This is a genomic window from Youhaiella tibetensis, from assembly GCF_008000755.1.
GTDB lineage: Bacteria > Pseudomonadota > Alphaproteobacteria > Rhizobiales > Devosiaceae > Paradevosia > Paradevosia tibetensis.
This window is the reverse complement of sequence record NZ_CP041690.1, coordinates 4,405,115-4,430,734: the sequence shown is the minus strand read 5'-3', so window position 1 is coordinate 4,430,734 and position 25,620 is coordinate 4,405,115. Positions and strand designations below refer to the sequence as shown.

30 protein-coding genes are annotated in these 25,620 nt (G+C 65.4%); 13 read left to right on the top strand and 17 right to left on the bottom strand.

All coding sequences use genetic code 11. The annotated features are described in order from the left end of the window. Positions 1-708: 708 nt before the first annotated feature. Positions 709-972: a 30S ribosomal protein S20 gene (gene rpsT / locus FNA67_RS21765; RefSeq protein ID WP_147658096.1), complete on the bottom strand. Its 264-nt coding sequence runs from the start codon at positions 970-972 to the stop codon at positions 709-711. Between the two features lie 149 nt (positions 973-1,121). After that, positions 1,122-1,997, bottom strand: a complete 876-nt coding sequence (gene mutM / locus FNA67_RS21760) for a bifunctional DNA-formamidopyrimidine glycosylase/DNA-(apurinic or apyrimidinic site) lyase (protein WP_147658095.1) — start codon at positions 1,995-1,997, stop codon at positions 1,122-1,124. A 109-nt stretch (positions 1,998-2,106) separates the two neighbouring features. Between mutM and ubiE the strand changes: the two genes are divergently transcribed. The 6 genes from ubiE (at position 2,107) to FNA67_RS21730 (ending at position 7,085) form a co-directional block, all read left to right on the top strand. Further along, a complete protein-coding gene (ubiE, locus tag FNA67_RS21755; protein WP_147658094.1) occupies positions 2,107-2,871 on the top strand; it encodes a bifunctional demethylmenaquinone methyltransferase/2-methoxy-6-polyprenyl-1,4-benzoquinol methylase UbiE in 765 nt (254 codons plus the stop codon). Positions 2,872-2,881: 10 nt separating this feature from the next. Continuing rightward, positions 2,882-4,420, top strand: coding sequence for a 2-polyprenylphenol 6-hydroxylase (ubiB, locus tag FNA67_RS21750; RefSeq protein WP_049707138.1), 1,539 nt, complete (start codon positions 2,882-2,884; stop codon positions 4,418-4,420). A 93-nt stretch (positions 4,421-4,513) separates the two neighbouring features. Further along, entirely contained in the window at positions 4,514-5,137 is a 624-nt protein-coding gene (locus tag FNA67_RS21745) for a hypothetical protein (RefSeq protein WP_049707137.1), read from the top strand. A 17-nt stretch (positions 5,138-5,154) separates the two neighbouring features. Further along, on the top strand, positions 5,155-5,619 hold the full coding sequence (gene dut, locus FNA67_RS21740; RefSeq protein WP_049707136.1) for a dUTP diphosphatase: 465 nt from the start codon (positions 5,155-5,157) through the stop codon (positions 5,617-5,619). Then, on the top strand, positions 5,567-6,340 hold the full coding sequence (locus tag FNA67_RS21735) for a DUF2259 domain-containing protein (protein WP_147658093.1): 774 nt from the start codon (positions 5,567-5,569) through the stop codon (positions 6,338-6,340). The genes dut and FNA67_RS21735 overlap by 53 nt, the downstream gene beginning before the upstream one ends. Before the next feature lie 4 nt (positions 6,341-6,344). After that, the gene (locus FNA67_RS21730) at positions 6,345-7,085 is read left to right on the top strand and encodes a HesA/MoeB/ThiF family protein (protein ID WP_147658092.1); all 741 of its coding nucleotides are present in this window, start codon (positions 6,345-6,347) and stop codon (positions 7,083-7,085) included. On the opposite strand, the gene fabB is transcribed toward FNA67_RS21730, so the two are convergent. Further along, positions 7,082-8,305 (bottom strand): beta-ketoacyl-ACP synthase I, encoded by a 1,224-nt coding sequence (gene fabB, locus FNA67_RS21725; protein WP_049707133.1) that lies wholly within the window; start codon positions 8,303-8,305, stop codon positions 7,082-7,084. The genes FNA67_RS21730 and fabB overlap by 4 nt on opposite strands. A gap of 126 nt (positions 8,306-8,431) precedes the next feature. After that, positions 8,432-8,938, bottom strand: a complete 507-nt coding sequence (gene fabA, locus FNA67_RS21720; protein WP_049707132.1) for a 3-hydroxyacyl-[acyl-carrier-protein] dehydratase FabA — start codon at positions 8,936-8,938, stop codon at positions 8,432-8,434. A gap of 188 nt (positions 8,939-9,126) precedes the next feature. Here fabA and irrA point away from each other — a divergent pair, with 188 nt between their 5' ends. After that, a complete protein-coding gene (gene irrA / locus FNA67_RS21715) occupies positions 9,127-9,573 on the top strand; it encodes an iron response transcriptional regulator IrrA (RefSeq protein ID WP_082202319.1) in 447 nt (148 codons plus the stop codon). Positions 9,574-9,576: 3 nt separating this feature from the next. Here the strand turns inward: irrA and FNA67_RS21710 are convergent, their stop codons facing one another. After that, on the bottom strand, positions 9,577-10,155 hold the full coding sequence (locus FNA67_RS21710; protein ID WP_053168108.1) for an SH3 domain-containing protein: 579 nt from the start codon (positions 10,153-10,155) through the stop codon (positions 9,577-9,579). A gap of 145 nt (positions 10,156-10,300) precedes the next feature. Here FNA67_RS21710 and FNA67_RS21705 point away from each other — a divergent pair, with 145 nt between their 5' ends. Next, the gene (locus FNA67_RS21705; protein WP_147658091.1) at positions 10,301-11,323 is read left to right on the top strand and encodes a 2-hydroxyacid dehydrogenase; all 1,023 of its coding nucleotides are present in this window, start codon (positions 10,301-10,303) and stop codon (positions 11,321-11,323) included. 21 nt (positions 11,324-11,344) lie between these two features. Here the strand turns inward: FNA67_RS21705 and FNA67_RS21700 are convergent, their stop codons facing one another. The 10 genes from FNA67_RS21700 to FNA67_RS21655 form a co-directional block, all read right to left on the bottom strand. Next, a complete protein-coding gene (locus FNA67_RS21700; protein ID WP_147658090.1) occupies positions 11,345-12,925 on the bottom strand; it encodes an MFS transporter in 1,581 nt (526 codons plus the stop codon). Next, a complete protein-coding gene (locus FNA67_RS21695; RefSeq protein ID WP_147658089.1) occupies positions 12,922-13,149 on the bottom strand; it encodes a DUF1127 domain-containing protein in 228 nt (75 codons plus the stop codon). The genes FNA67_RS21700 and FNA67_RS21695 overlap by 4 nt, the downstream gene beginning before the upstream one ends. 112 nt (positions 13,150-13,261) lie before the next feature. Further along, positions 13,262-14,068: an alpha/beta fold hydrolase gene (locus FNA67_RS21690; RefSeq protein WP_147658088.1), complete on the bottom strand. Its 807-nt coding sequence runs from the start codon at positions 14,066-14,068 to the stop codon at positions 13,262-13,264. An 11-nt stretch (positions 14,069-14,079) separates the two neighbouring features. Beyond that, positions 14,080-14,535 carry an SRPBCC family protein gene (locus FNA67_RS21685; RefSeq protein WP_049707126.1) on the bottom strand — a complete coding sequence of 152 codons (456 nt, stop codon included), beginning with the start codon at positions 14,533-14,535 and terminating at the stop codon, positions 14,080-14,082. 74 nt (positions 14,536-14,609) lie between these two features. Beyond that, a complete protein-coding gene (locus tag FNA67_RS21680; RefSeq protein WP_147658087.1) occupies positions 14,610-15,098 on the bottom strand; it encodes an SRPBCC domain-containing protein in 489 nt (162 codons plus the stop codon). An 18-nt stretch (positions 15,099-15,116) separates the two neighbouring features. Further along, positions 15,117-15,590, bottom strand: coding sequence for an SRPBCC family protein (locus FNA67_RS21675; RefSeq protein WP_147658086.1), 474 nt, complete (start codon positions 15,588-15,590; stop codon positions 15,117-15,119). Further along, positions 15,587-15,934, bottom strand: a complete 348-nt coding sequence (locus FNA67_RS21670) for an ArsR/SmtB family transcription factor (RefSeq protein ID WP_049707123.1) — start codon at positions 15,932-15,934, stop codon at positions 15,587-15,589. The genes FNA67_RS21675 and FNA67_RS21670 overlap by 4 nt, the downstream gene beginning before the upstream one ends. A gap of 99 nt (positions 15,935-16,033) precedes the next feature. Next, entirely contained in the window at positions 16,034-18,169 is a 2,136-nt protein-coding gene (gene pnp, locus FNA67_RS21665; RefSeq protein WP_049707122.1) for a polyribonucleotide nucleotidyltransferase, read from the bottom strand. Positions 18,170-18,509: 340 nt separating this feature from the next. After that, the gene (rpsO, locus tag FNA67_RS21660) at positions 18,510-18,779 is read right to left on the bottom strand and encodes a 30S ribosomal protein S15 (RefSeq protein ID WP_035033742.1); all 270 of its coding nucleotides are present in this window, start codon (positions 18,777-18,779) and stop codon (positions 18,510-18,512) included. 161 nt (positions 18,780-18,940) lie between these two features. Further along, complete coding sequence (locus tag FNA67_RS21655; RefSeq protein ID WP_049707121.1) at positions 18,941-20,692, bottom strand: sensor histidine kinase; 1,752 nt, start codon at positions 20,690-20,692, stop codon at positions 18,941-18,943. A 148-nt stretch (positions 20,693-20,840) separates the two neighbouring features. On the opposite strand from FNA67_RS21655, the gene FNA67_RS21650 reads away from it, so the two are divergent. Next, on the top strand, positions 20,841-22,016 hold the full coding sequence (locus FNA67_RS21650) for a serine hydrolase (protein WP_147658085.1): 1,176 nt from the start codon (positions 20,841-20,843) through the stop codon (positions 22,014-22,016). On the opposite strand, the gene truB is transcribed toward FNA67_RS21650, so the two are convergent. Together truB and rbfA are read right to left on the bottom strand one after the other, a co-directional pair. Next, positions 22,006-22,911 carry a tRNA pseudouridine(55) synthase TruB gene (gene truB / locus FNA67_RS21645; RefSeq protein ID WP_049707119.1) on the bottom strand — a complete coding sequence of 302 codons (906 nt, stop codon included), beginning with the start codon at positions 22,909-22,911 and terminating at the stop codon, positions 22,006-22,008. The genes FNA67_RS21650 and truB overlap by 11 nt on opposite strands. A 5-nt stretch (positions 22,912-22,916) precedes the next feature. Next, positions 22,917-23,333, bottom strand: coding sequence for a 30S ribosome-binding factor RbfA (gene rbfA / locus FNA67_RS21640; RefSeq protein WP_147658084.1), 417 nt, complete (start codon positions 23,331-23,333; stop codon positions 22,917-22,919). Positions 23,334-23,433: 100 nt separating this feature from the next. On the opposite strand from rbfA, the gene FNA67_RS21635 reads away from it, so the two are divergent. From FNA67_RS21635 to FNA67_RS21620, 4 genes are all read left to right on the top strand, one after another. After that, on the top strand, positions 23,434-23,748 hold the full coding sequence (locus FNA67_RS21635; RefSeq protein ID WP_049707117.1) for an ArsR/SmtB family transcription factor: 315 nt from the start codon (positions 23,434-23,436) through the stop codon (positions 23,746-23,748). Next, positions 23,745-24,119, top strand: a complete 375-nt coding sequence (locus FNA67_RS21630; RefSeq protein ID WP_147658083.1) for an SRPBCC family protein — start codon at positions 23,745-23,747, stop codon at positions 24,117-24,119. Before FNA67_RS21635 ends, FNA67_RS21630 begins: the two co-directional genes overlap by 4 nt. 57 nt (positions 24,120-24,176) lie before the next feature. Then, positions 24,177-24,809 carry an ATP-dependent Clp protease proteolytic subunit gene (locus tag FNA67_RS21625; protein WP_147658082.1) on the top strand — a complete coding sequence of 211 codons (633 nt, stop codon included), beginning with the start codon at positions 24,177-24,179 and terminating at the stop codon, positions 24,807-24,809. Positions 24,810-24,914: 105 nt separating this feature from the next. Beyond that, positions 24,915-25,592 (top strand): L,D-transpeptidase, encoded by a 678-nt coding sequence (locus FNA67_RS21620; RefSeq protein ID WP_147658081.1) that lies wholly within the window; start codon positions 24,915-24,917, stop codon positions 25,590-25,592. Positions 25,593-25,620: the final 28 nt, after the last annotated feature.

Here is a 25,620-nt window from a genome sequence, read left to right as displayed (position 1 = left end):
CATCCCATCCTGGGACGCCGTGGACCACCCGCTCCGCTGTGGGACGCAGGCATAGTAATACTTCTGCCGCGACTTCGTCGCAGCACTACGCTTTTTATACTGTTGTGGAACCGGTCTTCGCCGACCGATGTTTAGTCAGTGATACGCCAACGCAAGTTTAGACAGTTTGCCGCAAAGAACTCATAAACGAACTGCAGTACCCCAACATTGCTCCGACGATCGACATGCGTCGCAAGAGACTGATTTTTTGACTAGCCCCAAGTCTGAAGTGCAGTCCAGACCGCGTCTCTTGTCGCCGCGTTTCTTGAACTGACCGAGGCATCTTAGACAGCCAATTTTTGGCTCGCAACACGCGATTCATCGAAAAAGGGGGTTGACTCTCAAGAGCGAAAAAAGGTTTCCAGCCCACCCCCAAGGGGGGGCGGGCAAGGCCCTGTGACTCAAGGCAGAATCGGGGCGCAATAGCTTCCTGACGCAAAGAATTTTATTCCCGATGCTGTGCGAAAAAGCGGGAGAAACAGGCGGAATTTCCCTTTCCGGACCCGCGCAACATGACAGCCTAAACTGCTGAAACTTCTGGCGATTTATGGGGTCGAATTGTCGCAGCGTTGAGACGGATCGCGACGCCTGCCCCAAATGCAAAAAGCCCCCGTCTCCGGGGGCCTCGTCACTTGGGTCATGCGAGCCGGCCAAGCCGGCTCGGCAGGATCAGGCCAGGGCCTTGATGCGGTTGTTCAGGCGCGACACCTTGCGGTCGGCCAGGTTCTTGTGAACGATGCCGTTGGTCGCGGCGCGCTGCAGTTCCGGCTGCGCAGCCTTGAGAGCTTCGTTGGCGGCAGTCTTGTTGCCCGAAGCGATGGCTTCCTCGACCTTGCGCAGGAAGGTCCGCATGCGCGAACGGCGCGACTTGTTGATGGCCGTGCGGGCTTCGATCTTGCGGGTGGCCTTCTTAGCCGACGGGGTATTGGCCATGAATGTCCTCTTGGCGCTTGTCTCCCGAACCGAACCACGCCCTCGGCGCTGTCAAATCCCGGAGTCTGAAATGAAAGCGGCGGCATGAGGCCGCCAAGTCGCGGGGTTTATAGGCAGAGCGAGGGGGCCGCGTCAACTGGATTCCGCGCCTAGGCGCCCTTCTGGCAGACCGGGCAGAAAAAGCTCGAGCGTCCGGACTGCACGATGCGCGCAATCGTGCCGCTGCAAAGCGGGGTGGGACAGGGTTCGCCCTCCCGGTCGTAGACGGAGAACCGGTGCTGGAAATAACCCGAACCGCCCTCGGCGTTGCGGAAATCCTTAAGCGTCGAGCCGCCCGCCTCGACCGCCTCTGTCAGCACGGTGCGCACGCCGAAGACGAGATCGTCGAGCCGGCTGGAGCCGTCCACGAGGGCGCCCGACGGGCAGTCTGGGCGGATGTGGGCGCGGTGCAGGGCCTCGGAGGCATAGATATTGCCGATACCCGCCACGACGCGCTGATCGAGGAGGGACGCCTTGATCGGCGCCTTGCGCCCGGCAAGGCGGGTGGCAAGCTGGCCGGCGTTGAAGGCATTGGAGAGCGGCTCGGGCCCGAGATCCTTGAGGTAGGGACTGTCCTCCTCGCGCTCGAAGAGCTCCATGAAGCCGAAGCGGCGCGCGTCGGCATATATAAGGTGCAACTCGCCCTGACTTGGGTGACGCAAGTGGAAGGCGACGTGATCGTGCTTCTCGCCCGGAGGCGGCTCGTAATAGCGGCTCGGGTCCTTGTAGGAGAACTCGACGAACCGGTAGCTGCCGGTCATGCCCAGGTGGCTGAGGAGCGTGCTGCCGCCCGAAAGGGGAAAGAGCAGGTACTTGGCGCGGCGCGCGGCCCGCAGGATGGTCTGGCCTTGGAGAGCTGCGGCAAAGCCATCGGGAAACGGGAAGCGCAGGTCCTTGCGATTGAGCGTCACCTTGAGAATCTGCGCACCCTCGACATAGGGCGCAAGCCCGGCGCGGACGGTTTCGACTTCAGGCAATTCGGGCATTGCTGGCGCTCTTAAACATGGAGCCGATGCGGCATGGCAAAGCCGGACCCACTCCGCTATGGTGCCGCAAAATCACGAACGCGGAGGCGGCCACCGGGCCGCGAAGGTTATGAGTGAAGCCCGCGAAACCACGCATTTCGGCAATCGGCAGGTAGCGCTAGAGGAGAAACAGGGCCTCGTCAACGCGGTGTTCCACGGCGTGGCCGACCGCTACGACCTGATGAACGACCTGATGAGCGGTGGCATTCATCGGGTCTGGAAGGATGCGATGGTCGCCAACTTGGCGCCGCCCAAGAAGGGTACCCGGCCCTATCGCGTCCTCGACATGGCGGGCGGCACCGGCGACATCGCCGAGCGCATCATCAATGCTTCGCTGGGCTACGCGCAGGTCACGGTCTCCGACATCAACTCGGACATGCTGAGGGTAGGCGCCGAGCGGGCGAAGAACTGGCGCTTCGGCAGCCAGGCGACGTTCGTGGAAGCCAATGCCGAGGATCTGCCGTTCGAAAGCGAGAGCTTTGACGCCTATACGATCGCCTTCGGCATCCGCAATGTGCCGCGCATCGACAAGGCCCTCGCTGAGGCCTACCGGGTGCTCAAGCGCGGCGGGCGCTTGCTCGTGCTCGAATTTTCGCAGGTGGACGTGCCGGGGCTCGACCGCGTCTACGATCTGTTTTCGGACCGGGTGATCCCGCCGATGGGCGGGGTGGTGACGGGCGATGCCCAGCCTTACCAGTACCTGGTGGAATCGATCCGCAAGTTCCCGAGCCCATCGGCCTTCACGGCCATGATCGCGGCGGCCGGGTTCAAGCGCGTCACGCACACTCCTTATTCCGGCAATATCGCGGCGCTGTTCGGCGCCTGGAAGATCTAGGCGGTTATCCATGGGGCTTGGAGCCTATTTTCGCCTCGCCCGGGCGGGCTTCGTTCTGGCGCGTGAAGGCGCGTTCTCGATCATCGATCCGGTGGCGCTGCCGCCCTCGTTCCGAGTGGGCGTGGGACTGGCGCGGCTCATCGAGCGTCCCTCGGTCAAGAAGACCGGCAGCGTCGAGCGGCTGACGCGGGCGCTCAACCTGCTGGGGCCGACCTATGTGAAGTTCGGCCAGACGCTGGCGACACGCCCTGACATTGTGGGCGTGGACATTGCCAAGGAACTCTCGGGTCTGCAGGACTCGATGGAGCCCTTCAATCCTGCCCTGGTGCCCGCCATCCTCGGCACGGCACTGGGCGAGAAGGCGCGCGAACTCAAGGATCTTTCGGAACCGGTCGCCGCAGCATCGATCGCCCAGGTGCACAAGGCCACGCTGGTCGGCGAAGACGGGATCGCGCGCGTCGTGGCGGTCAAGGTGCTGCGCCCGGGCGTGGCGCAGCGCTTCAACGCCGACATCGAGAGCTACTACGCGGGCGCGCGGCTGGCCGAGCGCTGGGTGGCCTCTACCAAGCGGCTGCGGCCGGTGGAGGTGGTCAAGACGCTCGACCACTCCGCCCAGATCGAGCTGGACCTCAGGCTGGAAGCGGCGGCGATCTCCGAATTCGCCGAGAACATCAAGGACGACAAGGGCTTCATCGTTCCGCAGGTTTATTGGGATTTCACGGCCCAGAACGTCTTGACCACCGGCTGGGTGGAGGGCGTGCCGATCCGCGACCTCGAGGCGCTCGACGCCGCCGGGCTCGACCGCAAAGAACTTGCCAAGAAGCTGCTCCAGGGTTTCCTGCGGCACGCCATTCGCGATGGCTTCTTCCACGCCGACATGCATCCGGGAAATCTCTTTGCCGACCGGGCGAGTGGGGACGTCATCGCGGTCGATTTCGGCATCATGGGCCGTATCTCCAAGCGAGAGCGCCGGTTCCTTGCCGATATCCTCTACGGGTTCATCACCCGCAACTACCGCCTCATCGCCCAACGGCACTTCGATATCGGCTATGTGCCGCGCACCCAGTCGGTGGACGACTTCACCCTGGCGTTGCGCTCGATCGGGGAACCCCTGTTCGGGCGCAAGGCCAATGACATCTCGATGGCCCGCGTGCTCGGCCAGCTCTTCACGGTCACCGAACTGTTCGAGATGCAGACCCGGCCCGAGCTGATCCTGCTTCAGAAGAACATGGTGCTCGTGGAGGGCGTGGCCCGCGCGCTCGATCCTGAGCTGGACATCTGGACGGTTGCCGAGCCGGTGGTGGGCGACTGGGTCCGCCGCGAGGCGGGGCCGATCGGACGCGTCGAGGACCTGCGCGACGGACTGGGCGTACTGACCGATACCGTCCAGCGCCTGCCCGGAATCGTCCGCCAGACCGAAGCGGCACTCAGCGAGTGGCAGGCCGAGAAGAGCCAGAGAAAACCGTGGCTCTCCAGGGGCATGCTGCTCTTCGGATTCTGGCTGCTGGTGCTGACCTGTCTCATCGCCATCTGGCGGATGATCGCCTGAATCCGGCTTGCGACCCGGCCAAGTCATGCTAGAGGGATCGACGGGGCGCGCCACTGCCGTCCGGCAGGGCGACAAAATCGCAAGAGGGATTCAATGACTGTACGTTTTTGCGGCAAGCTCGCTGGCGCGCTTGCCCTGACCGTGGCACTGGCCGGTTGCATCGACGCCAAGATCGAGGTCGACGTCACCAGCGACACCACCGCCAAGGCGACCATCACGCAGACGATGAGCGCCGAGATCTACCCGATGATCAAGGCCAGCCAGGCCGAGAGCAAGGCTTCGGACGATGCCGAGGCCGCAGCGGCCGACGACTTCTGCTCGGACGGCACGCTCACCGAGAACGCCGACGGTGGGGCCACCTGCACGATCACCAAGGAAGGTGCCTTTGCCGATCTCGTCTTCGACGAGGAAGGCGAGGAACAGGGCATGACCTTCACGTCCGCCGGCCCGGGCCTGGTTCGCGTCGCCTTCCCCACCAACGAGATCACCAAGGATCTCGGCCAGGAGGAAGAGATGGACGCCCAGACCAAGGCGATGATGCAGCAGATGTTCGAGGGCCATGCCTTCACGCTCAAGATCGGCGGTGGCGAAGTGACGGACACCAACATGACCCTCGCCGCCGACAAGCAGTCGGCCGAGACGGTCATTCCGTTCCTCGATATCATCAACGGCACGGTCGAGCTCCCCGAAGAGCTCTACGCCGTGGTGCGCAAGTAAGCAGGGGGAGAAGGGCCATGACGGACAGGGTCAGCGTCGGCTTTTGCTGGCTCGAGCACGGCAAGGGCCTTTCGGTCCCCAGGCAACAATCGGCGGGCGCGGCGGGAGTGGATCTTCTCGCCGCGCTCGGCATCGATGACGACGTGGCGCTGGCGCCCGGGCAAAGGGCCCTGGTGCCCTGCGGTTTCTCGCTGGCGCTGCCCGAAGGGTTCGAGGCCCAGGTGCGGCCGCGTTCGGGGCTGGCCGCCAAGTTCGGCGTGACAGTCCTCAACGCGCCGGGCACAATCGACTCCGATTATCGTGGCGAAGTGCAGGTGATCCTGATCAATCACGGCGACCGGCCTTTCCCGGTGCGGCGCGGCGACCGGATCGCCCAGATGGTCATCGCGCCGGTCACGGCGGTCGATTTCAGGCTGGAGGAGAAACTCGATGAGACGGCACGGGGCGCGAAAGGGTTCGGTTCGACCGGCCATTCTGCTTAGCTGGATCGGCGCATTGCTGGCGGCGTTGCTGGTGGTGACGCCCACGACAGCCGGCGATCGCGCCCTCATAGACTTCCTGGGCTATTCGGCGGATGGCGACCATTTCGCCTTCGAGGAATACGGCATCCAGGATGGCTCGGGTTTCGCCTATTCGATCATCTATATCGTCCAGCTTTCGAGCGACAGCTGGGTCAAGGGCACGCCCTACCGGGTGCAGGCGCCCGAGGACAAACCCGACATGCCGCTCGCCCAGGTGCGCGCGGAGGCCCGCCAGCGCGCCCAGGCCGACCTTGAGAGCCTTCACATCGACAATCCTGCCCAGATTCTTGCCCTGATCGGGGACGGGGCGGTTGAGGAGGACGGCACGACGCTCGCCTTCGCTGAGCCTGCCTGCTGCGGCATTGCCACGGTGAGCGAGGCGACCCAGACGCTGCGGCTCGAGAACTTTCCTGTGGCCGAGGCGGGATTTGACTGCGTGGCGCTGACCGGCGACAAGCCGCTCGGATACGCCCTGGCGCTCGACAAGGACGGGACGGTAAGCGAACTCCATCGCGACGGGCAGAAGCTGCCCATGTCGCGCGGGTGCCCGATGGGTTACCGGCTGTTCGCCGTGCTGCAGCCCTTCAACCAGAGCGCGCATCGGGTGGCCATCGTTTCCACCTTCCCGTTCGGCTTCGAAGGCCCGAGCCGCAGGTTCCTGGCTGTACCACTTGGCGACTGACGAGATGGCATCTCTATCGAGCGAGGAAACGCGCCGCTACGCCCGGCATATCGTGCTGCGGGGTGTGGGGGGAGAAGGTCAGCACAAGCTCAAGGCGGCCAGGGTCGCCATCGTAGGTGCCGGCGGCCTGGGAAGCCCGGTCATCGCCTATCTGGCGGCTGCCGGGGTTGGCACGCTGGGCATATTCGACGACGACACGGTGTCCGTCTCCAATCTCCAGCGCCAGATCGTTCACGCAAGTGCCGGCATCGGCCGGCCCAAGACCGAGAGCGCCGGCGAATTCGCGACCAAGCTCAATCCGCACGTGACGGTGCTGGCCCGCAACGAGCGGTTGACCGCCGCCAACGCGACCGAGCGCCTTGCCGGCTATGACGTCATCGTGGAAGGCAGCGACCGGTTCGATACGCGGGTGGCGGTAACCTCCGCAGGCGAGGCGCTGGGCGTGCCGGTGGTCTCCGGTGCGGTTTCGATGATGGATGGGCAGGTCACGGTTTTCGCACCCCATCTCAGCGACCCGGAAGGGCGGCATTATCCGCGTTTCCGCGACCTCTACCCGGACGATCCGGCTGAGGGAGACCTGCCCTCGTGCGAAGCGATGGGCGTGCTGGGCGCTGTCACCGGGGTTATCGGTACGCTGATGGCCATGGAGGCCATCAAGCTGATCGTGGGGCTGGGCGAGCCGCTGCTCGGCCGCATGCAGCTCTATGACGGGCGCGCCGCCCGCTTCGCCGAGATCGCCTATTAGGCATCCGGGTGCTTGAAGACGAGCGTGGCGTTGGTGCCGCCGAACCCGAACGAGTTCGAAAGCGCCACCCCGATGCGGGCATTGTCGCGGCGCTGGCGCAGGATCGGCATGTCCTCGAATTCGGGATCGAGGTTCTCGATATTGGCGCTCTCGCAGATGAAGCCATTCTGCATCATCAGAATGCAATATATCGATTCCTGAACGCCCGTGGCGCCCAGCGAATGGCCGGTCAGCGACTTGGTGGCGGAGATGGGCGGGGACTTGTCGCCCGAACCGAAGACGGCGCGGATGGCCTCGATCTCCTTACGGTCGCCTACAGGGGTCGAGGTCGCGTGCGGGTTGATGTAGTCGACCGGCAGCTTGACGCCATCGAGCGCCATGCGCATGCAGCGCTCGGCGCCTTCGCCCGAGGGGGCGACCATGTCGTAGCCGTCCGAAGTGGCGCCATAGCCGATGATCTCGGCCAGAATCCTGGCGCCGCGGGCCTTGGCGTGCTCGAGTTCCTCGAGCACCAGCACACCGGCGCCGCCGGCGATGACGAAACCGTCACGGTCCCGGTCATAGGCGCGCGACGCGCGGGCCGGGGTGTCGTTGAAATCGGAGGACATGGCGCCCATGGCGTCGAAGAGGTTCGACATGGACCATTCCAGGTCCTCGTGGCCACCAGCGAAGACGATGTCCTGCTTGCCCATCTGGATCTGCTCGTAGCCATTGCCGATGCAGTGCTTGGAAGTGGCGCAGGCCGAGGAGATGGAATAGTTGACGCCCAGAATGCCGAAGGCGGTGGCGAGCGTGGCCGAGCCGGTCGAGCTCATGGCCTTGGGCACGGCCAGCGGCCCGATGCGCTTGGGGCCCTTTTCGCGGGTGATGTCGGCGGCTTCGACGATCGCCTTGGTGGAGGGACCGCCCGAACCCATCACGATACCGGTGCGCGGGTTCTTGACGTCGCTCTCTTCAAGCCCGGCGTCTTCGATGGCCTGCTGCATGGCGATGTAGTTCCAGGCAGCACCCTTGCCCATGAAGCGGGTGGTGCGGCGGTCCAGAACCTCGAACGGGTCGAGGTTCGGGGCGCCCTGAACCTGGCAGCGGAAGCCGAGATCGGCGTAATCCTGGGCGAATGTGATGCCGGGCCTGGCGTGATAGAGGCTGTCCAGCACTTCGCGGGTGTTGTTGCCGATGGAGGACACGATGCCCATCCCGGTAACGACAACTCGTCTCATATCGTCCTCATCTCCTGCGCCCGACCCGCTTACGGGGCGGCGCCTCTTGTAGCGCAAAGGCCGGGCGGTGCGCCACGGCTAGTCTAGCGGATTGCAAAAAACACGACAGGGGCCCGCGGGGCACCATCAAATGTCGGTGAAAAGGCCGACGCGCAGGTCCTTGGCCTCATAGATCACCTTGCCGTCGGCCTTGACCCAGCCATCGGCAATGCCAAGCGCCAGCTTGGAGCGCATCACGCGCTTGATATCGATACCATACTCAACCAGCTTAACGTCGTTGGTCACCTGGCCGGTGAACTTGATCTCGCCGCCCAGGGCGCGACCGCGCCCAGGGGACCCGCCCCAGCCCAGAAAGAAACCCGTCATCTGCCAGAGCGCATCCAGGCCAAGGCAACCGGGCATGACCGGATCGCCCTGGAAATGGCAGGCAAAGAACCAGAGGTCGGGATTGACGTCGAGTTCGGCGCGCACCTGTCCGCGATGATGGGCGCCTTCGGTCTCGTCGATATGGGTAATGCGATCGAACATGAGCATGGGCGGGAGCGGCAATTGCGCATTGCCCGGTCCGAAAAGCTCTCCGCGCCCGCAGGCCAGCAGTTCTTCGTATCCGTATGCGTTCGGGCGGTCCGCCATATATGCTCTCTGAGTTGACTGCACTTCCCTGTAGAGGGCGCGCGCAGGCGGGTCAACCGGTTCCCCGATGCCGATCACCAGGCTTTGGGCGCTTTTGCCGCTCCCGATGCCGGGACGCTGCGCTTGTACATGGGTGCGCCGATGGCTATAAGTTCCCGCAACACTATTGTGACAGCGTCCAGGACTCGATGCACGACCGTACATCGCCCCATCGAACCATCCCCTCGCGGCGACCGTGCCTGACTGCGGTTCTGCGCATGGCGGGGCTGCGTCCGACGCGGCAGCGCGTGGCCCTGGCCGAATTGCTTTTCGCTGGTTCGCACCGCCACGTGAGCGCCGAGCAGCTTCACGCCGAAGCCAGCAATGCGCGCGTCAACGTTTCGCTCGCCACCATCTACAACACGCTCCACCAGTTCCAGGAAGCCGGGCTGCTGCGCGAAGTGGCGGTGGACGCGTCGCGCTCCTATTTCGACACGGATACGTCCGACCATCACCACTTCTATATCGAAGATGAGCAGCGCGTGGTCGACATCCCCTCCGCATCCATCCAGATTCAGGGGCTGCCCGAGCCGCCGGACGGGATGGTGGTGACGCATGTGGACGTCGTCGTCCGTGTCAAGAAGCAGGCGCTCTAGGCCTCAATCGAACTTTTCACCCTGATAGACTCCCCAGAGATCGGTCTGGGGCAGGAAGCCCGTATAGGTCGTGGGCCGCCCGTTGGCCGGGTGGTCGGTGGCCGACACTTCGCACCAGGTACCGTCACAGCGGGAGATCTCGACGCGAAAGCCCGAGGTGAGATAGGCGCGCACGCCCGCCTCCTCGGCGGCCTTGGCGCGCAGGGGTACCTGCTGGCCGCTCGACCAGGGCGCGACATAGCCAGCCCGGCCGCCCGAGAGCAGGTTCTGGTGCACCCAGCCTTCCGAACCGTCGAGGTCGCGAATCTTGCGCCAGGTATCGAATTCCTGAACGATTTCCACCGGCAGGCCGGCTTTCACATAGACCCAGGCGACGTCGTATTTCGTGCCCGGGCCGACGCGGACATTGATGGGCGTGGAGCGGGTGGTCACGAAGCGCGGCAGCGGCAATCCGCTGGGATTGCTGGTCGATTGCCCAAGCGCTGCCGCTGGCGGCAGCACCAGAATCAGCACGACGAAGAGGGCTTTGGCGAGGGCCGATAGAAAGGGAAGGCTCTTGGACCCGCCGGGCGCGTGAAACATGACTTTGCAGACTTCTGGAATTTCCCTATCACTAGTCAAAAGACCTTAATGGTCGCTGAAAGGGGCGCGAAATGAACTCGAACCACACCGCCAACCCTGAAACAAGCCCGTTCGCCCCCGCCCGGGCCGCAGCCGTATCGGCGCAATGACCGCGCACAAACCCAAGGTCTTGGTTACCCGTCGCCTCCCCGCTTCGGTCGAAGCGCGGATGGAGACCCTGTTCGATACCCGATTCAACCTGGCCGACAATCCGCTCAGCCAGGACGAGGTGATCGCCGCGCTGGCGGACACCGAAGTGCTGGTCTCTTCCATTACCGACCGGCTCGACGCCGATTTTTTCGCGCGCGTGCCGAAGTCGCTGCGGCTGGTAGCTCAGTTCGGCAACGGGGTCGACAACATCGATATAGAGGCCGCCTACGCGGCCGGGCTCACCGTCACCAATACGCCCAGCGTCCTCACCGAGGATACGGCCGACATGGCCATGGTGCTCATGCTGGCGCTGCCGCGCCGGCTGGTCGAGGGCACGCAGTTGCTCATTCGCGACCGTGGCTGGGAGGGCTGGTCGCCCACCTGGATGCTGGGGCGCCGGCTGCGCGGCAAGGCACTGGGCATCGTGGGCATGGGGCGCATCGGCACGGCGGTGGCGCAGCGCGCGCGCGCCTTCGGCCTCAACATCCATTATTTCTCCCGCAACCGCCGCCCCCCGGCGATAGAGGAGCGGCTCGGCGCCACCTATTGGCCTGACCTCGACGCCATGGTGAGCGAAGTCGATATCGTCTCGCTCCATACCCCCTATACCCGCGATACCTACCAGATCCTGGGCGCGGAGCGCCTGGCGCGCATGAAGCAGGACGCGATGGTGGTCAATGTCTCGCGGCCCGAACTGCTCGACGAGGAGGCACTGGTCGCCGAGATCGAGAACGGGCACCTGAGCGGGGCCGCACTCGACGTCTTCGAATACCGCTCGGGTATCAATCCACGCCTGCTGGCCCTGGCCGAGGCCAACAAGGTGGTGCTGACCGCCCATATGGCGTCGGCGACCCTCGAGGCGCGGGTGGAGATGGGCGAAACGGTCATCGTCAACATCCGGGCCTTTATCGACGGACACCAGCCGCCTCATCGGGTCCTGCCCGAGGCGCACGGCCAGGCGCGCATGGCGCGAGGCTAAGCCCGCGCCACCACTAACTACTCAGACGGCGATCGTCTCGGCGCTGCCTTCTCCGGCAGGCTCTGATGCCGTGGCGCCGATGGGCGGCAGGTGGCGCAACCGCATCATGACGAGCATGGCGACGGCGAGGAGGGTGATGGCGCAAATCGTGGCCACCACATGCATGCCGCTGACGAAGGCAGCGCTGGCCGCTCCCATGAGGGCGTTGCCGAGATCGGCGGGGAGCTGGCTCGCCGCGACCGAGGCGTTGGCGAAGGTGTCTTCTATCGCTGCGGCAAGGTCGTGCGGCAGCCCGGCAGGGGCGGTCGCGGCGATCTGGCTGCGATAGATGGCGGTGCCGATGCTGCCCAGAATGGCGATGCCGAGGGCGAAACCGAATTCGGCGCAGGTCTCGGAAAGGCCCGCTGCCGACCCGGCCTTTTCCGGACGGACCGAGCTCATGACGATGCCGTTGGCCAACGTCACCATCGGAGCGCAGCCACCGTTGAAGAGCATGAAGCCGACGACCACAGGCCAGACACCCGACGCCAGATCGGCGCGGGTGATGAGGAAGGCACCCAGGGCGCCCACGACGAGGCTCGTCGCGATCAGCGGAGCGGGACGGACGCGCTGCGCCAGGATCGGGGACACCATGAGCATCACGGTCATGGCGAGAACACCGGGCAGGCCCCAGAGGCCGGCATGGAGCGGGGAGAGGCCGAGGACGAGCTGAAAGTACTGGCTGGTATAGAGCATGATGGCGCCGGTGGAGGTGATGCCGAACATGCCGCCCACGGCCGTGGTAAAAGCGCGATTGGAGAAGAGGCCGAGATCGAAGAGCGGATCGGCTAGCCGGCGCTGGCGCGCGATGAAGGCCAAAGAAAAGCCCAGCCCCACCGCGATAGCGCCGAGCGAGACCGGTTCGATGCCGAGGCGCGCCATTTCCTTGAGCCCATAGACCACGGGCAGGATGGAGAGCAGCGACAGCACCACACTGAGGAGATCGAGTCGTCCGCCGGCCGGATCACGGTATTCGGGCAGGAGGAAAGGAGCGGCGACCAGCAGCAGCACCATGACCGGCACGCCGAGCAGGAAGACCGAGCCCCACCAGAAGTGCTCGAGCATGAAGCCGCCCACCAGGGGACCAACGGTCATGCCGGCCATGAAGCACACCATCCAGATGGAAATGGCAAAGCCGCGCTGGGCGGGATCGCGGAACATGTTGGTGATGAGCGCGAGGATCGAGGGCGACATGGTGGCGCCGGCGAGACCCAGAACGGCGCGGGCAGCGATGAGCGTGCCAGCGCTGGGGGCGAAGGCAGCGAGGATCGAAGCCAGGCCGAAGCCGGCGCCCCCGAACATCAGCAGCCTGCGCCGGCCGATGCGATCGCCGAGCGTGCCCATGGTGATCATGAAGCCGGCGAGCATGAAGCTGTAGATGTCCATGATCCAGAGCTGCTGGGCGCTGTCGGCACCGAGCGCGGCGCTCATGTGAGGGAGCGCGAGGACCATGACCGAAACGTCGATGGAGACCAGAAGGCTGGGAAGAGCGAGGACGGCCAGGCCCGTCCATTCCCGGGCGGCGGCACGGGCGGGCCCGGTGCTGGTTGAGGCGGCGATCATTTGCGGATTTCCTTGGAGTGAGGGTTGCGACGGGCCGCCAGGGCGGCCTCGATGGCGTCGGCGGAAAGGCCCAGGTCGGCGAGCCGGTGCGGGTTCATGTCGAGAAGGCTGGCGAAAGCCAGCCGCCGGGCCCGCCTGTGCCGCCAGGCGGCAAGGCCGAGGCCGAGTGCGCGGCCCAGGGCGAAGGCGGGTTGATCGGCGAGACGGGGGATTGCGACGGTCATTGGCGTTCTCCTCGATTGGCAAAAAGCATCCTCGTTCCGCCTTCGCGACGAAGGAGGGCTGGAGAAATCGACAGACGGTGACAAAAAAGCGGATGAGCCGCCCTGGACTCCTTCAGGCGCCCAGGAACTCGCGCAGGGCCGGGGCTATGGCCTCGGCGGCAGGACCGTGGCCCTGACCCGGCAGGGTGCGGCGCCGGGCATTGGGGATGGCTGCGGCGACTGTTTCGACGGCGTGGCGGATATAGGGCAGCTCGGTAGGGGTCGCTTCGCCATCGAGCACGAGGGTGGGTGTCGTGATGCCCGCCCAACGCTGCGCAAGGGCGCCGTCGGCGTAGGCGCGCTCCAGGATGCGGGTATCGTAGGCCAAGGTGGGGGCGATGGCGGTGACCACCGACCAGAAGGGACTGGCGGCCATGCCCTCGACCATATCGGGCGGAACGCCCGCGCCGGCGATGAAGAAGTGGCGCGCCGCGCCGTCGCGATCGCCACGGGCGATGTAGCCATCGAGCTTTGGCAGGTAGTCGGCAGGCATGGGCTGGCGGGCGGGCGGCAGGGCGAAGGGTGGCTCGTAGAGCATCAGGCTTTCGACCGGCAGGCCGGCCAGCGCCGCCTCGGCAGCGAGCACCGCGCCGGAGGAATAGCCGAGAAGCGCGGCCCTGCCGCCGACAACGTCGATGAGGGCTGCGATATCCTCGAGTTCGCGCTCGACCGCATATCGCGGGGCATCGGCGCTTTCTCCACGGCCGCGACGATCATAGAGGATGACCGTGAAGCTATCGGCAAGGAGCGCCGAGAGCTGGGCCAGGGTCGGATCAATGGCGCGGTGCTGGATGGCACCGGCCACATGGATCAGGGCCGGACCACTGCCCTCGCGTTGATAGGCGATCCTTGTGCCGTCTTTGGAGGTAATGGTCGGCATCGGCGCGCTCCTCAGGCCGACTTGAGGAAATCTTCGAGCTGGCCGATGAGGGCGATGGTCCCCTCCTTGCGCTGCTCGTTGTTGTCGAGGCCGTCGAGATAGGCGCCGTGTTCGGTGACCAGGAGGCGCGTGCCGTTGCCTTGGGCCCGCAGTTCGACCGAAGCGAGCGAGACCGAAATGCGGGCTCCGTTCATGGTCATGTCGTAGGTATAGATGATGCGCTCGTTCTCGACGATGTCCTGATAGAGGACGTCGAAGGTGAAGGTGGTATCGCCCACCTGGCCTTCGCTGAACTCGCGCCCGCCAACCCGGAACTCGAATTGTTTGGGCATGTTGTCGCCCCCCGGCGCGCCGAACCACTTGGTCTTCTGCTGGACGTCGGCCCAGGCCGCGAAGACCCGTGCGGGCGGCACCGGCAGGGTGCGTTCGATCACGAAAGTGCCGTAGGCGATGGAGCGTTCGGTCATTTGGCCGTCCTCATTGTTAAGCGATAACTTAAGTATCTACGCGAAGCGGAAAGAGTCAATGCTTAAGTTTGTGCTTAAGTGATTTTCTCGCGGAACAGGCCATCGAGACGGGCGAGGCGCAGCGTGGCACCATTGAAGCGGCCGCGCGGACTGTCGAGGCCATCGAGAAAGATGCCTTGCTCGCAATAGCGGATGGCGCAAGCCTCGCCACGAGGGGAGATCTCAAGACTGGCGAGGGAAGAGGAGCCGTGGCGGCCTTCTATGCGGATGTCGTAACTGAAGACGATGCGCGTGTCGGGCACGATCTCGCGATAGACGGCCTCGTAGGTGAAGCGCCGTCCGCACGAGGAGCGGCCATAGAGGAACTCACGCCCGCCGACGCGGAAATCGAGGCAGCGATGCTGGCTCTCGATCGAGAACCAGCGAGCCTTGCATGCGGGGGAGGACCAGGCGGCGAAGACTATTGCGGCGGGGGCCGGGAAGTCGCGTTCGAGGAGGAAGCTCGACCGGGTGAGGGACGGTCGCGGCCGGTCAGGGGCGTGATGGGGCAGAGTGGGGAGCATGGCCGTCCCCACCCCGGTTCAGGCGTCGGCGGCTTCGCGGGCTAGGAAATCGCCCAGCGTGTCGAGAAGATCGCGGGTACCCTGTTCGCGGCCGCCGGCGTCATCGAAGCCATCGAGGAACGCGCCCTGCTCGGTGAGGACGAGTTCGGTGCCGCCATCCTTGGGGCGCAGCTCGAGCGTTGCGACGGAGACCGAGATGCGCGTATCGTCCAAGTGCATGTCGTAGCTGTAGATGATGCGCTCGTTCTCGACGATGTCGTGGTAGATGGCGTTGAAGGTGTGGACCACCCCGCCCGGCGGGCCGCCCCGGCTCGTCTCGCGGCCTCCGACGCGGAAATCGAAGCTGTGCTCGTCCGGGCCCCATTCCTCCGGCCCGTTGAACCAGGCGGCCTTGCGCTTTGGATCGGCGAAGGCGGCAAAGACGCGGCGGGCGGGAACCGGATAGGTGCGGCGCAGGGTGAAGGTCGCGTGGGTGACCGAACGGGTCGTCATGATCGCTCTCCGTCATCTTCGGGATTGGCGGCAAGGAAATCGCCCAGCCGGTCGAGGCGTCGCACCCATTGCGTGCGCCGGTCGTTGATCCATTGCTCGGCGAGGCTCAGTGCGCCTGAATCGAGGGTGCAGGTGCGCACGCGCCCGACCTTTTCGCTTCTGACCAACCCGCTCTGCTCGAGCACCTGGAGGTGCTGGACGACGGCGGGCAGCGAGATCGGCAGCGGCTTGGCCAGTTCGCTCACCGAGGCCGGGCCGCGGCTCAGCCGCTCGACCATGCTGCGCCGGGTCGGATCGGCGAGCGCCTGGAACATGAGGTCGAGGGATGGATCTTGGTTAAGCATGCACTTAAGTATCGTCCGGCATGGCGAAGAGTCAAGCGGACAAAGCAAAGGGCCCGGATCGCTGCCGATCCGGGCCCCATCTTGTTGACTGGCTCAGCCTTATTCGGCGGCCGGGGTCTCTTCCTTGGCGATTTCCTTGCCGGTCGCCTGGTCGACGACCTTCATGGAAAGGCGAACCTTGCCGCGCTCGTCAAAGCCGAGGAGCTTGACCCAGACCTTGTCGCCTTCCTTGACCACGTCGGTGGTCTTGGCAACGCGCTGGTCGGCAAGCTGGGAGATGTGCACGAGGCCGTCCTTGGCGCCGAAGAAGTTCACGAACGCGCCGAAATCGGCGGTCTTGACCACGGTGCCCTGGTAGATGTGGCCGACTTCGGGCTCGTCGGTGATCGAGCGGATCCACTTGATCGCCGCGTCGATCGCCTTGCCGTCCGAGGACGAGACCTTGACGGTGCCGTCGTCGTTGATGTCGACCTTGGCGCCGGTCTTCTCGACGATCTCGCGGATGACCTTGCCGCCCGAACCGATGACTTCACGGATCTTGTCGGTCGGGATGGTGATCGACTCGATGCGCGGGGCGAATTCGCCCACGCTGTCGCGGCTGGAGGTGATGGCCTTGGCCATCTCGCCCAGGATGTGCTCGCGACCGCCCTTGGCCTGACCGAGGGCGACCTTCATGATCTCCTCGGTGATGCCGGCGATCTTGATGTCCATCTGGAGCGAGGTGACGCCGTCGGCGGTCCCGGCAACCTTGAAGTCCATGTCGCCCAGGTGATCTTCGTCACCCAGGATGTCCGAGAGCACTGCATAGCGCTCGCCCTCGAGGATGAGCCCCATGGCGATACCGGCGACCGGCTTCTTCATGGGAACGCCCGCATCCATCAGCGCCAGCGAGGTGCCGCAGACGGTGGCCATCGAAGAGGAGCCGTTGGACTCGGTGATCTCGGAGACAACGCGGATCGTGTACGGGAACTCTTCGGCCTTCGGGCGGATCGGGTTGATCGCGCGCCAGGCAAGCTTGCCGTGGCCGATTTCGCGGCGGCCGGGCGAACCCATGCGGCCGGTCTCGCCGACCGAATAGGGCGGGAAGTTGTAGTGCAGCATGAAGTTCACCTTGTCGGTGCCTTCGAGGCTGTCCACGAACTGCTCGTCATCGCCCGTGCCCAGGGTCGCAACGACCAGGGCCTGGGTTTCACCACGGGTGAAGAGGGCCGAGCCGTGCGTGCGCGGCAGGATGCCGACTTCGGCCACGATCGGGCGGACGGTGACGAGGTCACGACCGTCGATGCGCTTGCCGGTATCCAGGATGTTCCAGCGGACGATCTTGGCCTGGAGGTTGTGGATGACCTCGCCGAGAGCCTCGGCCGAAACGGTGCCGTCCTCGATGGCCTGGGCAAAGTGTTCCTTGACCTTGGCCTTGGCGGCGTCGACCGCGGCGTAGCGATCTTCCTTCTTGGTGATCTGGTAGGCGGCACGCAGGTCGGACTCGGCAACGGCGAGGACGTCCTTTTCGAGCGCCGAGTAATCGGGAGCCACGAAGTCGCGCGGATCCTTGGCAGCCTGCTCGGCCAGCTTGATGATGGCTTCGATGACCTTGCGGGACGCTTCATGGCCGAACATGACGGCGCCGAGCATCACCTCTTCGGAGAGTTCCTGGGCTTCCGATTCAACCATCAGCACGGCGTCGGCAGTGCCGGCCATGACGAGGTCGAGCTTGGAATCGACGCGCTTGTCGATGGGGGTGTTGAGCACGTACTCGCCATCGATATAGCCGACGCGGGCGGCGCCGATCGGGCCCATGAAGGGCACGCCGGAAATGGTGAGGGCGGCCGAGGCGGCGACCATGGCCAGCACGTCCGGTGCGTTCTCCATGTCATGCTGGAGAACGGTGACGATGACCTGGGTCTCGTTCTTGTAGCCATCGGGGAAGAGCGGGCGGATCGGACGGTCGATGAGGCGCGAGGTCAGCGTCTCGGCTTCGGTCGGGCGACCTTCGCGCTTGAAATAGCCACCCGGGATCTTGCCGGCGGCGAAGTATTTTTCCTGGTAGTTGACCGTCAGCGGGAAGAAGTCCTGGCCCGGCTTGGCCGACTTGGCCGACACGACGGTGGCCAGCACCACGGTCTCACCCAGGGTTGCGACCACCGCGCCATCGGCCTGGCGGGCAACCTTGCCCGTCTCGAGCGTCAGCGGCTGACCACCCCAGTTGAGTTCCACTTTGTGGGTATTGAAGAACATGTGTTGTCTTTCCTTGTGCCGGATTCCCGTTAGGCGCGGTGCGTAGGACCGCGAGGGACATATCCGGTGTGCCTTGCCGGACGCACCCCATGTGCAGAGCCGGCCCCAGGCACTCGTTTCCGCTCCGGCCGGAAGGCGCCGCCCATATGGGCCCTGACGCTTCCGCTTTGTCCTGGCGGAACATGGACAAGACAATGAGCAGCTCACCTGCGGTGACGTGTAAGCGGCCGATAATCCTGCCATGCTCCGTCAAATACCGGACTACGCATGGCCCGCCCGAAACGTGGGGCGGGAACGGCATGGGAGCGGACCCCCATGCCAAAGTTTAGCGCACCGCAGCTTAGCGGCGCAGACCGAGCCGTTCGATCAGGCTCTTGTAACGGGCTTCATCGACGTTCTTGACGTAGTCGAGCAGACGGCGACGGAGCGAAACAAGCTTGAGCAGACCGCGGCGGGAATGGTTGTCCTTGCCGTGGGTCTTGAAGTGTTCGGTGAGGTTGGCAATGCGCTCGGAGAGGATGGCGACCTGGACTTCGGGCGAACCGGTGTCGTCCTTCTTGGTCGCATATTCCTTGATCAGAGCGGCCTTGCGCTCGGCAGTGATCGACATCGGGTTATCCCTTCAAAGTTAAGAGGATTTGGGACGCTCGCTTCCGGGATGTCGTCCAGGAGGAGCCGCTACAGGACGGACAGGGTGCCCTCAGGCACTCTGCCGCTTGCCGGCCATATAGGGGAAAAGGGGCCCCAATACCAGCCAAATCTCTTTGAAGCTCAGTCGCCGGGCGGCTCGAGCGCCTCGGCCGGCTCGGCCTCTTCGCGCTTGGGGGCCAGAGGCTCGTCGGGGCGCCGGTTGGGGTTGAGGGCCTCGAGCGGAATGACGAAGCGCCATTCGATGCCGTCGCGATGGAGCGTGCGGGTGACGTCGGCGCCCAGGGAACCGCCGACCATGGAGTTGAGCACGGTGGTGCCGAAGCCGGTGCGCGCCGAGCGGCGGCGCTTGGTGGTCACGTGCTCGCGCCAGACCAGGTCCACCGCGTCGCCCAGGATGCGCCAGCTGACCTCGAGCCTGCCGGTCTCCTCAGCGAAGGCCCCGTACTTGACGGCGTTGGTGGCCAGCTCGTGGGCGGCCATGCCCACGATCTGGGAGGCCTGGGTGTTGAGCATGAGGGGCGGGCCTTCGATGGAGACGCGGGCCGGGTCCTGGGGCCGGAAGGGCTCGATCTGGCCGGTCAGGATGTCCTTGAGATCGACGCCGGTCATGCCCGAGGCAAGCAGCAGGTCCGTGGAGCGGGCGAGACCGAAGATACGGCGCTCGAAGCTGGTCACGAACTGGCTGACCGAGGTGGCGTTGCGCGCCGTCTGCTTGGCCATGGCGGCGATCACCGTCATCTGGTTCTTGGAGCGGTGGGCCAACTCGCGCATGAGGAAGCGCACCTCGCTCTCGGCCTTGCGGCGGCGGCGCGAGGCATCGCCAATGGCATCGGAGACCTGGGCGATCTCGGCGACCGGGTAGTTGCGCGCCGCCACGTCCTGGCCGGCACCGAGCCGCTTGGCATCGTCGGCGAGGCCCCGGACGGACCGGTTGATCTGCTGGGAAATCCAGACCACCAGCGCAACGATGAGCGCGGCCAGCATCAGCCCGCCCAGCACCAGGGAGAGCACGGCCTCGTTGAGCGGCTTCTCGATGACCTGGCGCGGGGCCCAGGCGACAACGCGCCAGGAGGCAGCCGTGGGTTCGGCGGCGACGGTCACGAATTGCTGGCCCGCCACGACCTCGTCGGTCCAGCGCCCGTTCTGGCCGAACTGGCCGTCCTCGGCCTGGAGGAACGGGTCGCCTGGGGAAAGTTCGGAAGCGTCCGAGGCGGCAAGGACGCGGTTGTCCTCATCGACCACGGCGATGTTCCAGCCATCGGGCAATTGCCGGGACTGGAGGGCGGAAGCGAGGTTCTGGGAGACTTCGTTGAGCGCCAGGGCGAGGTAACTGCCATCGCGCAGCTGGTAGCGCAGCAGGACGTTGAAGACCCAGTCGCGCGAATTGGCGCCCACGAAGACGTTGGAGACGACCGGCGCATCGGTGGCGAGCGCTTCGGCGGCGGCGCGCGGATTGGCGGTCTTGGGCAAGGGCGTCCCGAACGGCTGGCGGGTATTGAGCAATTGCTGGAAGCTCGGATCGAGCACCACCAGGTAGGAGCCGGTGCCGGCCAGGGCCTCGACCGCGCGCGCATGCACCCCGGCATAGTCGCCATTGGCCAGCGCCGGGTTGGTGGCGAGAACCTTGAGGGTGGTGGTCATCGATTCGACCTGCCGGTCGATCGCCTGCGCCACGGCCTGGCTGGTGGCCAGGGTCAGAGCGCGCACCACCTCGCCCTGCGCGTCGTTGTTGCGCTGGAGGAGGATGGCCGAAAAGATGAAGGCCGGCGCCAGGGTTATGAAGGCAAGTATGAAAAGGTAAGCGGCGATGGGTAGCGGCTTGGGATCGCCCTTTTTCCGCAGGGCCGGCAGAACCGGTCGTTTTTGGGTCATGTGCGCCTCTGATTGCCTGCCGACATTAAACCAGGCCACCGGTGGCGCAACAGTGACACTCCGGACGTCATTCCACCGTAAGGTGGCGTGGGAAGGATGCGGGGCAGCCGTCTGTCCGCGCGCGGGCGCGCTTTAGGAGTATGCAAGGATGAAGAACCTGATCCTGGCGGCATTCGCCGCGATGACGATTTTGATTGGCGGGGGTGCAGCGGTGGCTCGCAATGTTGATGAAGACAAGGCGGTGATCGAGATGTTGCTCGGTGAAACGCCTGTAACGGCAGAGAGTTTCACGCCGGGCTTCCTCGAGGCGGTGCCTCTCGAAAAGGTGCGCGAGGTGCTCAAGGCCGCCAGCGAGCAGATCGGGCCGGTGGTGTCCATCAAGGCGCTGGACGAGGTCTATCGCGTCACGACGGCGACCCACGAGATGGACGTGCTGCTGACGCGCGACGCCAAGGGGCGCATTTCTGGCCTGCTGCTGCACCCGCCGGTGGCGCTCAACAAGAGCCTGGCCGAACTGGCGGACGAACTGGGGGCGCTGCCGGGCGAAGTGGCCTATCTGGTGACGCGAAACGGGGAAGTCCTTGCCAGCCGGGATGCGGACAAGCCGCTGGCGGTGGGCTCGGCCTTCAAGCTCGGGATCCTCGCCGCGCTCAACGACAGGATCGCGGCCGGAAAGGCCCACTGGTCGGACACGGTCGAACTGGAGGCGCGCCAGGTCTCGCTGCCCAGCGGCATCCTCCAGACCTTTGCGGTAGGCTCCCCGCTCACGCTTTCGACGCTGGCGACCCTGATGATCTCGATCAGCGACAATACCGCGACCGACGTGCTGCTCGACTATGTGGGACGCGAGGCGGTGGCGGCGAAGCTGGGCACCGAATTCGTGCTCAAGACGCGCGAAGTGTTCCTGCTCAAGGGGAACAAGGCCCTGCGCGAGCGGTTCCTCGGCGCCGATCTCGCCGGCAAGCGCGCGCTGGCCGATGAGATGGATGGGCAGACGGTGCGGATGGCCGACGTCGAAATGAACCCCCACGACCAGGGCATCGAATGGTACGTGCCGCTCGAGCGGCTCTGCGCGCTGGCCAGCACGGTCAAGGGGCTGGACGCCATGCGGGCCAACCCGGGCCTCGCCAACAAGCGTGACTGGGCGCAGGTCAGCTACAAGGGCGGCAGCGAGGTGGGCGTCCTCAACATGACCACGGCGGCCCTCGCCAAGGACGGGGACCTCTATTGCGTGGCCTTCACCTGGAATGGCGAGGACGCACTCAAGGAAGCGGACGCGGCGGCGCCCTATGGCGCCATCCTGGGGCTGCTGGCTAGAGAATGACCCGCCGCGGGTGGAACTGCCCCGCCTCGACGTGACCGGTAGCCACGGCGACACCCTTGAAGCTCGCCCAAGCCTCATCGAGCGCCACGGGCGCCGTGGCGCCGGTGAGCAGCACCGGATTGCCGTGGCGGACGGCATTGGCCTGGTGGGGATCGAGCCTGATCTCGGGAATGCCCGCCAGCCCGGCCCAGACCGGGCGCAGCAGCGCATCGCGCGCCTCGCCTTCGGCAGCGGCCTCAAGGGCCTCGATGGTCACCGCGTCGGCATCGGAAAAGGGGCCGACCGCGGCGCGGTGGAGCTTTATCACATGGGCCACGGTGCCCAGACTGCGGGCGATGTCGCGTGCCAGGGCCCGGACATAGGTGCCCTTCTGGCAGGCGACCTCGAAGCTCGACTGGTCGGCCCCGTGCTCGATGAGGCGCAGTTCCTCGATGGTGATCTGGCGGGCCGCCAGTTCCACCGTCTCGCCTGCCCTTGCGAGGTCATAGGCGCGCTCGCCATCGACCTTGATGGCCGAAAAGGCGGGCGGGACCTGCTCGATGGTGCCGGTGAAGCGCGCTAGCACTGCCTCGACGGCGGCCGCATCGGGGCGGACGGGCGAGGTTTCGGTCACCGCGCCCTCGGCGTCGTCGGTGGCGGTGGCTTCACCCCATTTGACGGTGAACCGGTAGACCTTGCGGCCGTCCTGGACCTGCGGAACGGTCTTGGTGGCCTCGCCGAGCGCGATGGGCAGGATGCCGGTGGCGAGGGGATCGAGCGTGCCGGCATGGCCGCCCTTCCTGGCGGCAAAGAGCCAGCGCACCTTGCCGACGGCCTCGGTGGAGGTCATGTCGTAGGGCTTGTCGAGAACGACCCAACCCGAGACGTCCCGCTTCACCCGCTTGATCTGGTTCATGGATATCAGTCGCTATCGGGTTCTTGGTCGTCGTCTTCGTGCAGGTCACGCTGCACGCGTTCGGAACGCAGCAGCGCATCGATGCGGCTGGCTTCCTCGAAGGTGTCGTCGACGAAGAACTTGAGATCGGGCGCGAATTTGAGGTCCAGGCTCGGCGCAATCCGGCCGCGGATGAAGCGGTGGTGCCGGTTGAGCGCCGCCACGATTTCCTCGGCCCGGTCGCCGCCGAGCGGCATGACATAGGCGTTGGCGATCTTGAGGTCCGGCGTCATGCGCACTTCGGGCACGGTGATGACGGCGCCGGTCAGCGTCTCGTCCTCGATTTCATCGCGCGCGAAAAAGCTCGCCAGGGCGTGGCGCACGAGTTCGCCGACGCGCAGCATGCGCTGGGTGGGTCCGGTGGGTTTGGGTCCGCGGTTCATGGCGCTGAATTGGGCCCTCGCAGGCCGGCTGTCAATGTGTTTGTCGCACGAGGGCGCGACGGGCTTGCACGACTCATAAGTCCGTGCTTATTTGTTTGTCATGAACGAAGCAGAAGTTTTCCGGGCGCTGGCGGACCCGACGCGCCGGGCCGTGTTCGAGCGGCTGGCAAGCGGCGAGCAGAACGCGACGCAGTTGCGCGAGGGTTTCGCCATCTCCCAGCCAGCCATGTCCCAGCACCTGGCGGTGCTGCGGGAGGCGGGCCTGGTGGCCGAGCAACGCGTGGGCCGGCACGTCAACTACAGCGTGCGCCCGGAAGGGCTGGCGCCGCTGGCCGACTGGATGGAGCGCTACCGCGCCTTCTGGCCCGGCCGCATCGAAAAACTCAAGGACCTCCTCAAGGAGATGGACCAATGACCCTGGAAGTTTCGGACGACAAGGATGTCATGTTCGAAGGCGCCCTCGATGCGGCGCCCGAGAAGGTCTGGAGGGCGCTGACGGTCCCCGAGATCGTGAGCGCCTGGCTGCTGCCGGCGGCGCGGAACGATGGCGGCCTCAAGCTCGACGGCAGCCCCGAGGGCCTGCCTCAGGTCGATTGCCAGGTGATCGAGGCGGATGCGCCCAACCTGCTGCGCTATCGCTGGCGGGCGGAGGGAGAGCGGGAGAGCGTGGTGACGTTCGAGTTGACCCCGATTACCGGGGGGACCTGGCTGCGCCTCACCCACGAGGCGGCCATCGTGCTGGTGGCGGCAAACGGCAATACGCCGGTGATGCGCGCCGCCGCATAGGCCGTTTTCGGCCCGCCAATCGATAAAATTTGAAAGCTTTTTGCAGGGAGATCGCCAATGCGCGACATGATGCAGCTCGTCCCTATGGTCATCGAACAATCCAGCCGCGGCGAGCGTTCGTTCGATATCTATTCACGGCTCCTGCGTGAGCGGATCATTTTCGTGAACGGCCAGGTCGAGGACCAGATGGCGGCGCTGATCTGCGCGCAGCTGCTGTTTCTCGAATCGGAAAACCCGGCCAAGGAAATCGCGCTCTACATCAACTCGCCGGGCGGAGTGGTGACGGCGGGACTCTCGATCTACGACACCATGCAGTTCATCAAGAGCCCGGTGGCGACGCTGTGCATGGGGTCGGCCTATTCGATGGGCTCGTTCCTGCTGATGGCGGGCGAACCGGGGCGACGCGTGGCGCTGCCCAATGCCTCGATCCTCGTCCATCAGCCTTCCGGCGGCTACCAGGGACAGGTGACGGATGTGCTTATCCATGCCGAGGAGAGCCGGCGGGTGAAGCGGCGGATGTACGAGGCCTATATGCGCCATTGCGGACGCAGCTACGAGGAAGTGGAAGCCGCGCTCGAGCGCGACCGCTACATGACGCCCGAGCAGGCCTGCGAATGGGGGCTGATCGACCATGTCTACACCAATCGCGAGGACCTCGGCCTGCCCCTGGCACCCAACCCGGCCGGCTAGGCATCCCGGCCAGCGCGCGGAAGTGGTTAACGTTTCCCGTCTCGAGTGTTACCGCGCTGCACTCGACTTTTGGCGGTCGATACCCTCTAGCTGACCTCAGATTCGATGCCACTGCGAATTGACGAGAGCCAGAACGTGATCAGCCGCCGCCTCTTCCTCGCCGGGGTCTCCGCCATGACCCTGAGCGCCTGCTCCACCACCAGGGGCCCCCGGCCCAACGTGATCCAGGTCGATGAGCCCTGGGCCACCTATTACTCGGCGGTCTATACCGAGCCCTTCCCCATCGACGGCGTGGACCTGCGGCGCATCCCGCAGCAGTTCTGGCGCCAGGAAGTGCCGTTCGACGGCGACTATGCGCCGGGCACGATCGTGATCAACACCACCGACAAGTTCCTCTACCTCGTCCATCCGGGCGGCAGCGCCACCCGCTACGGGGTCGGCGTGGGACGCGAGGAAGGCCTCAATTTCCGCGGCAACGCGGTGATCGGGCGCAAGGCCGCCTGGCCGCGCTGGACGCCAACGGCCAACATGATCCGCACCCAGCCGGACCGCTACGGCCCGGTGGCCGGCGGCATGGAAGGCGGGCCGACCAATCCGCTCGGGGCGCGCGCGCTCTATCTCTACCGCAACGGGGTGGACACGCATTTCCGCCTGCACGGGACGGTCGAGCCGTGGTTCATCGGCACCAACGTCTCCTCGGGCTGCATCCGGCTGATCAACCAGGATATCATCGACCTATACAACCGCGTGCCGGTGGGCACGCGCGTGGTGGTGATGAGCTAGGTCAGCGCGGCATCGTGGAGAGTTCGAG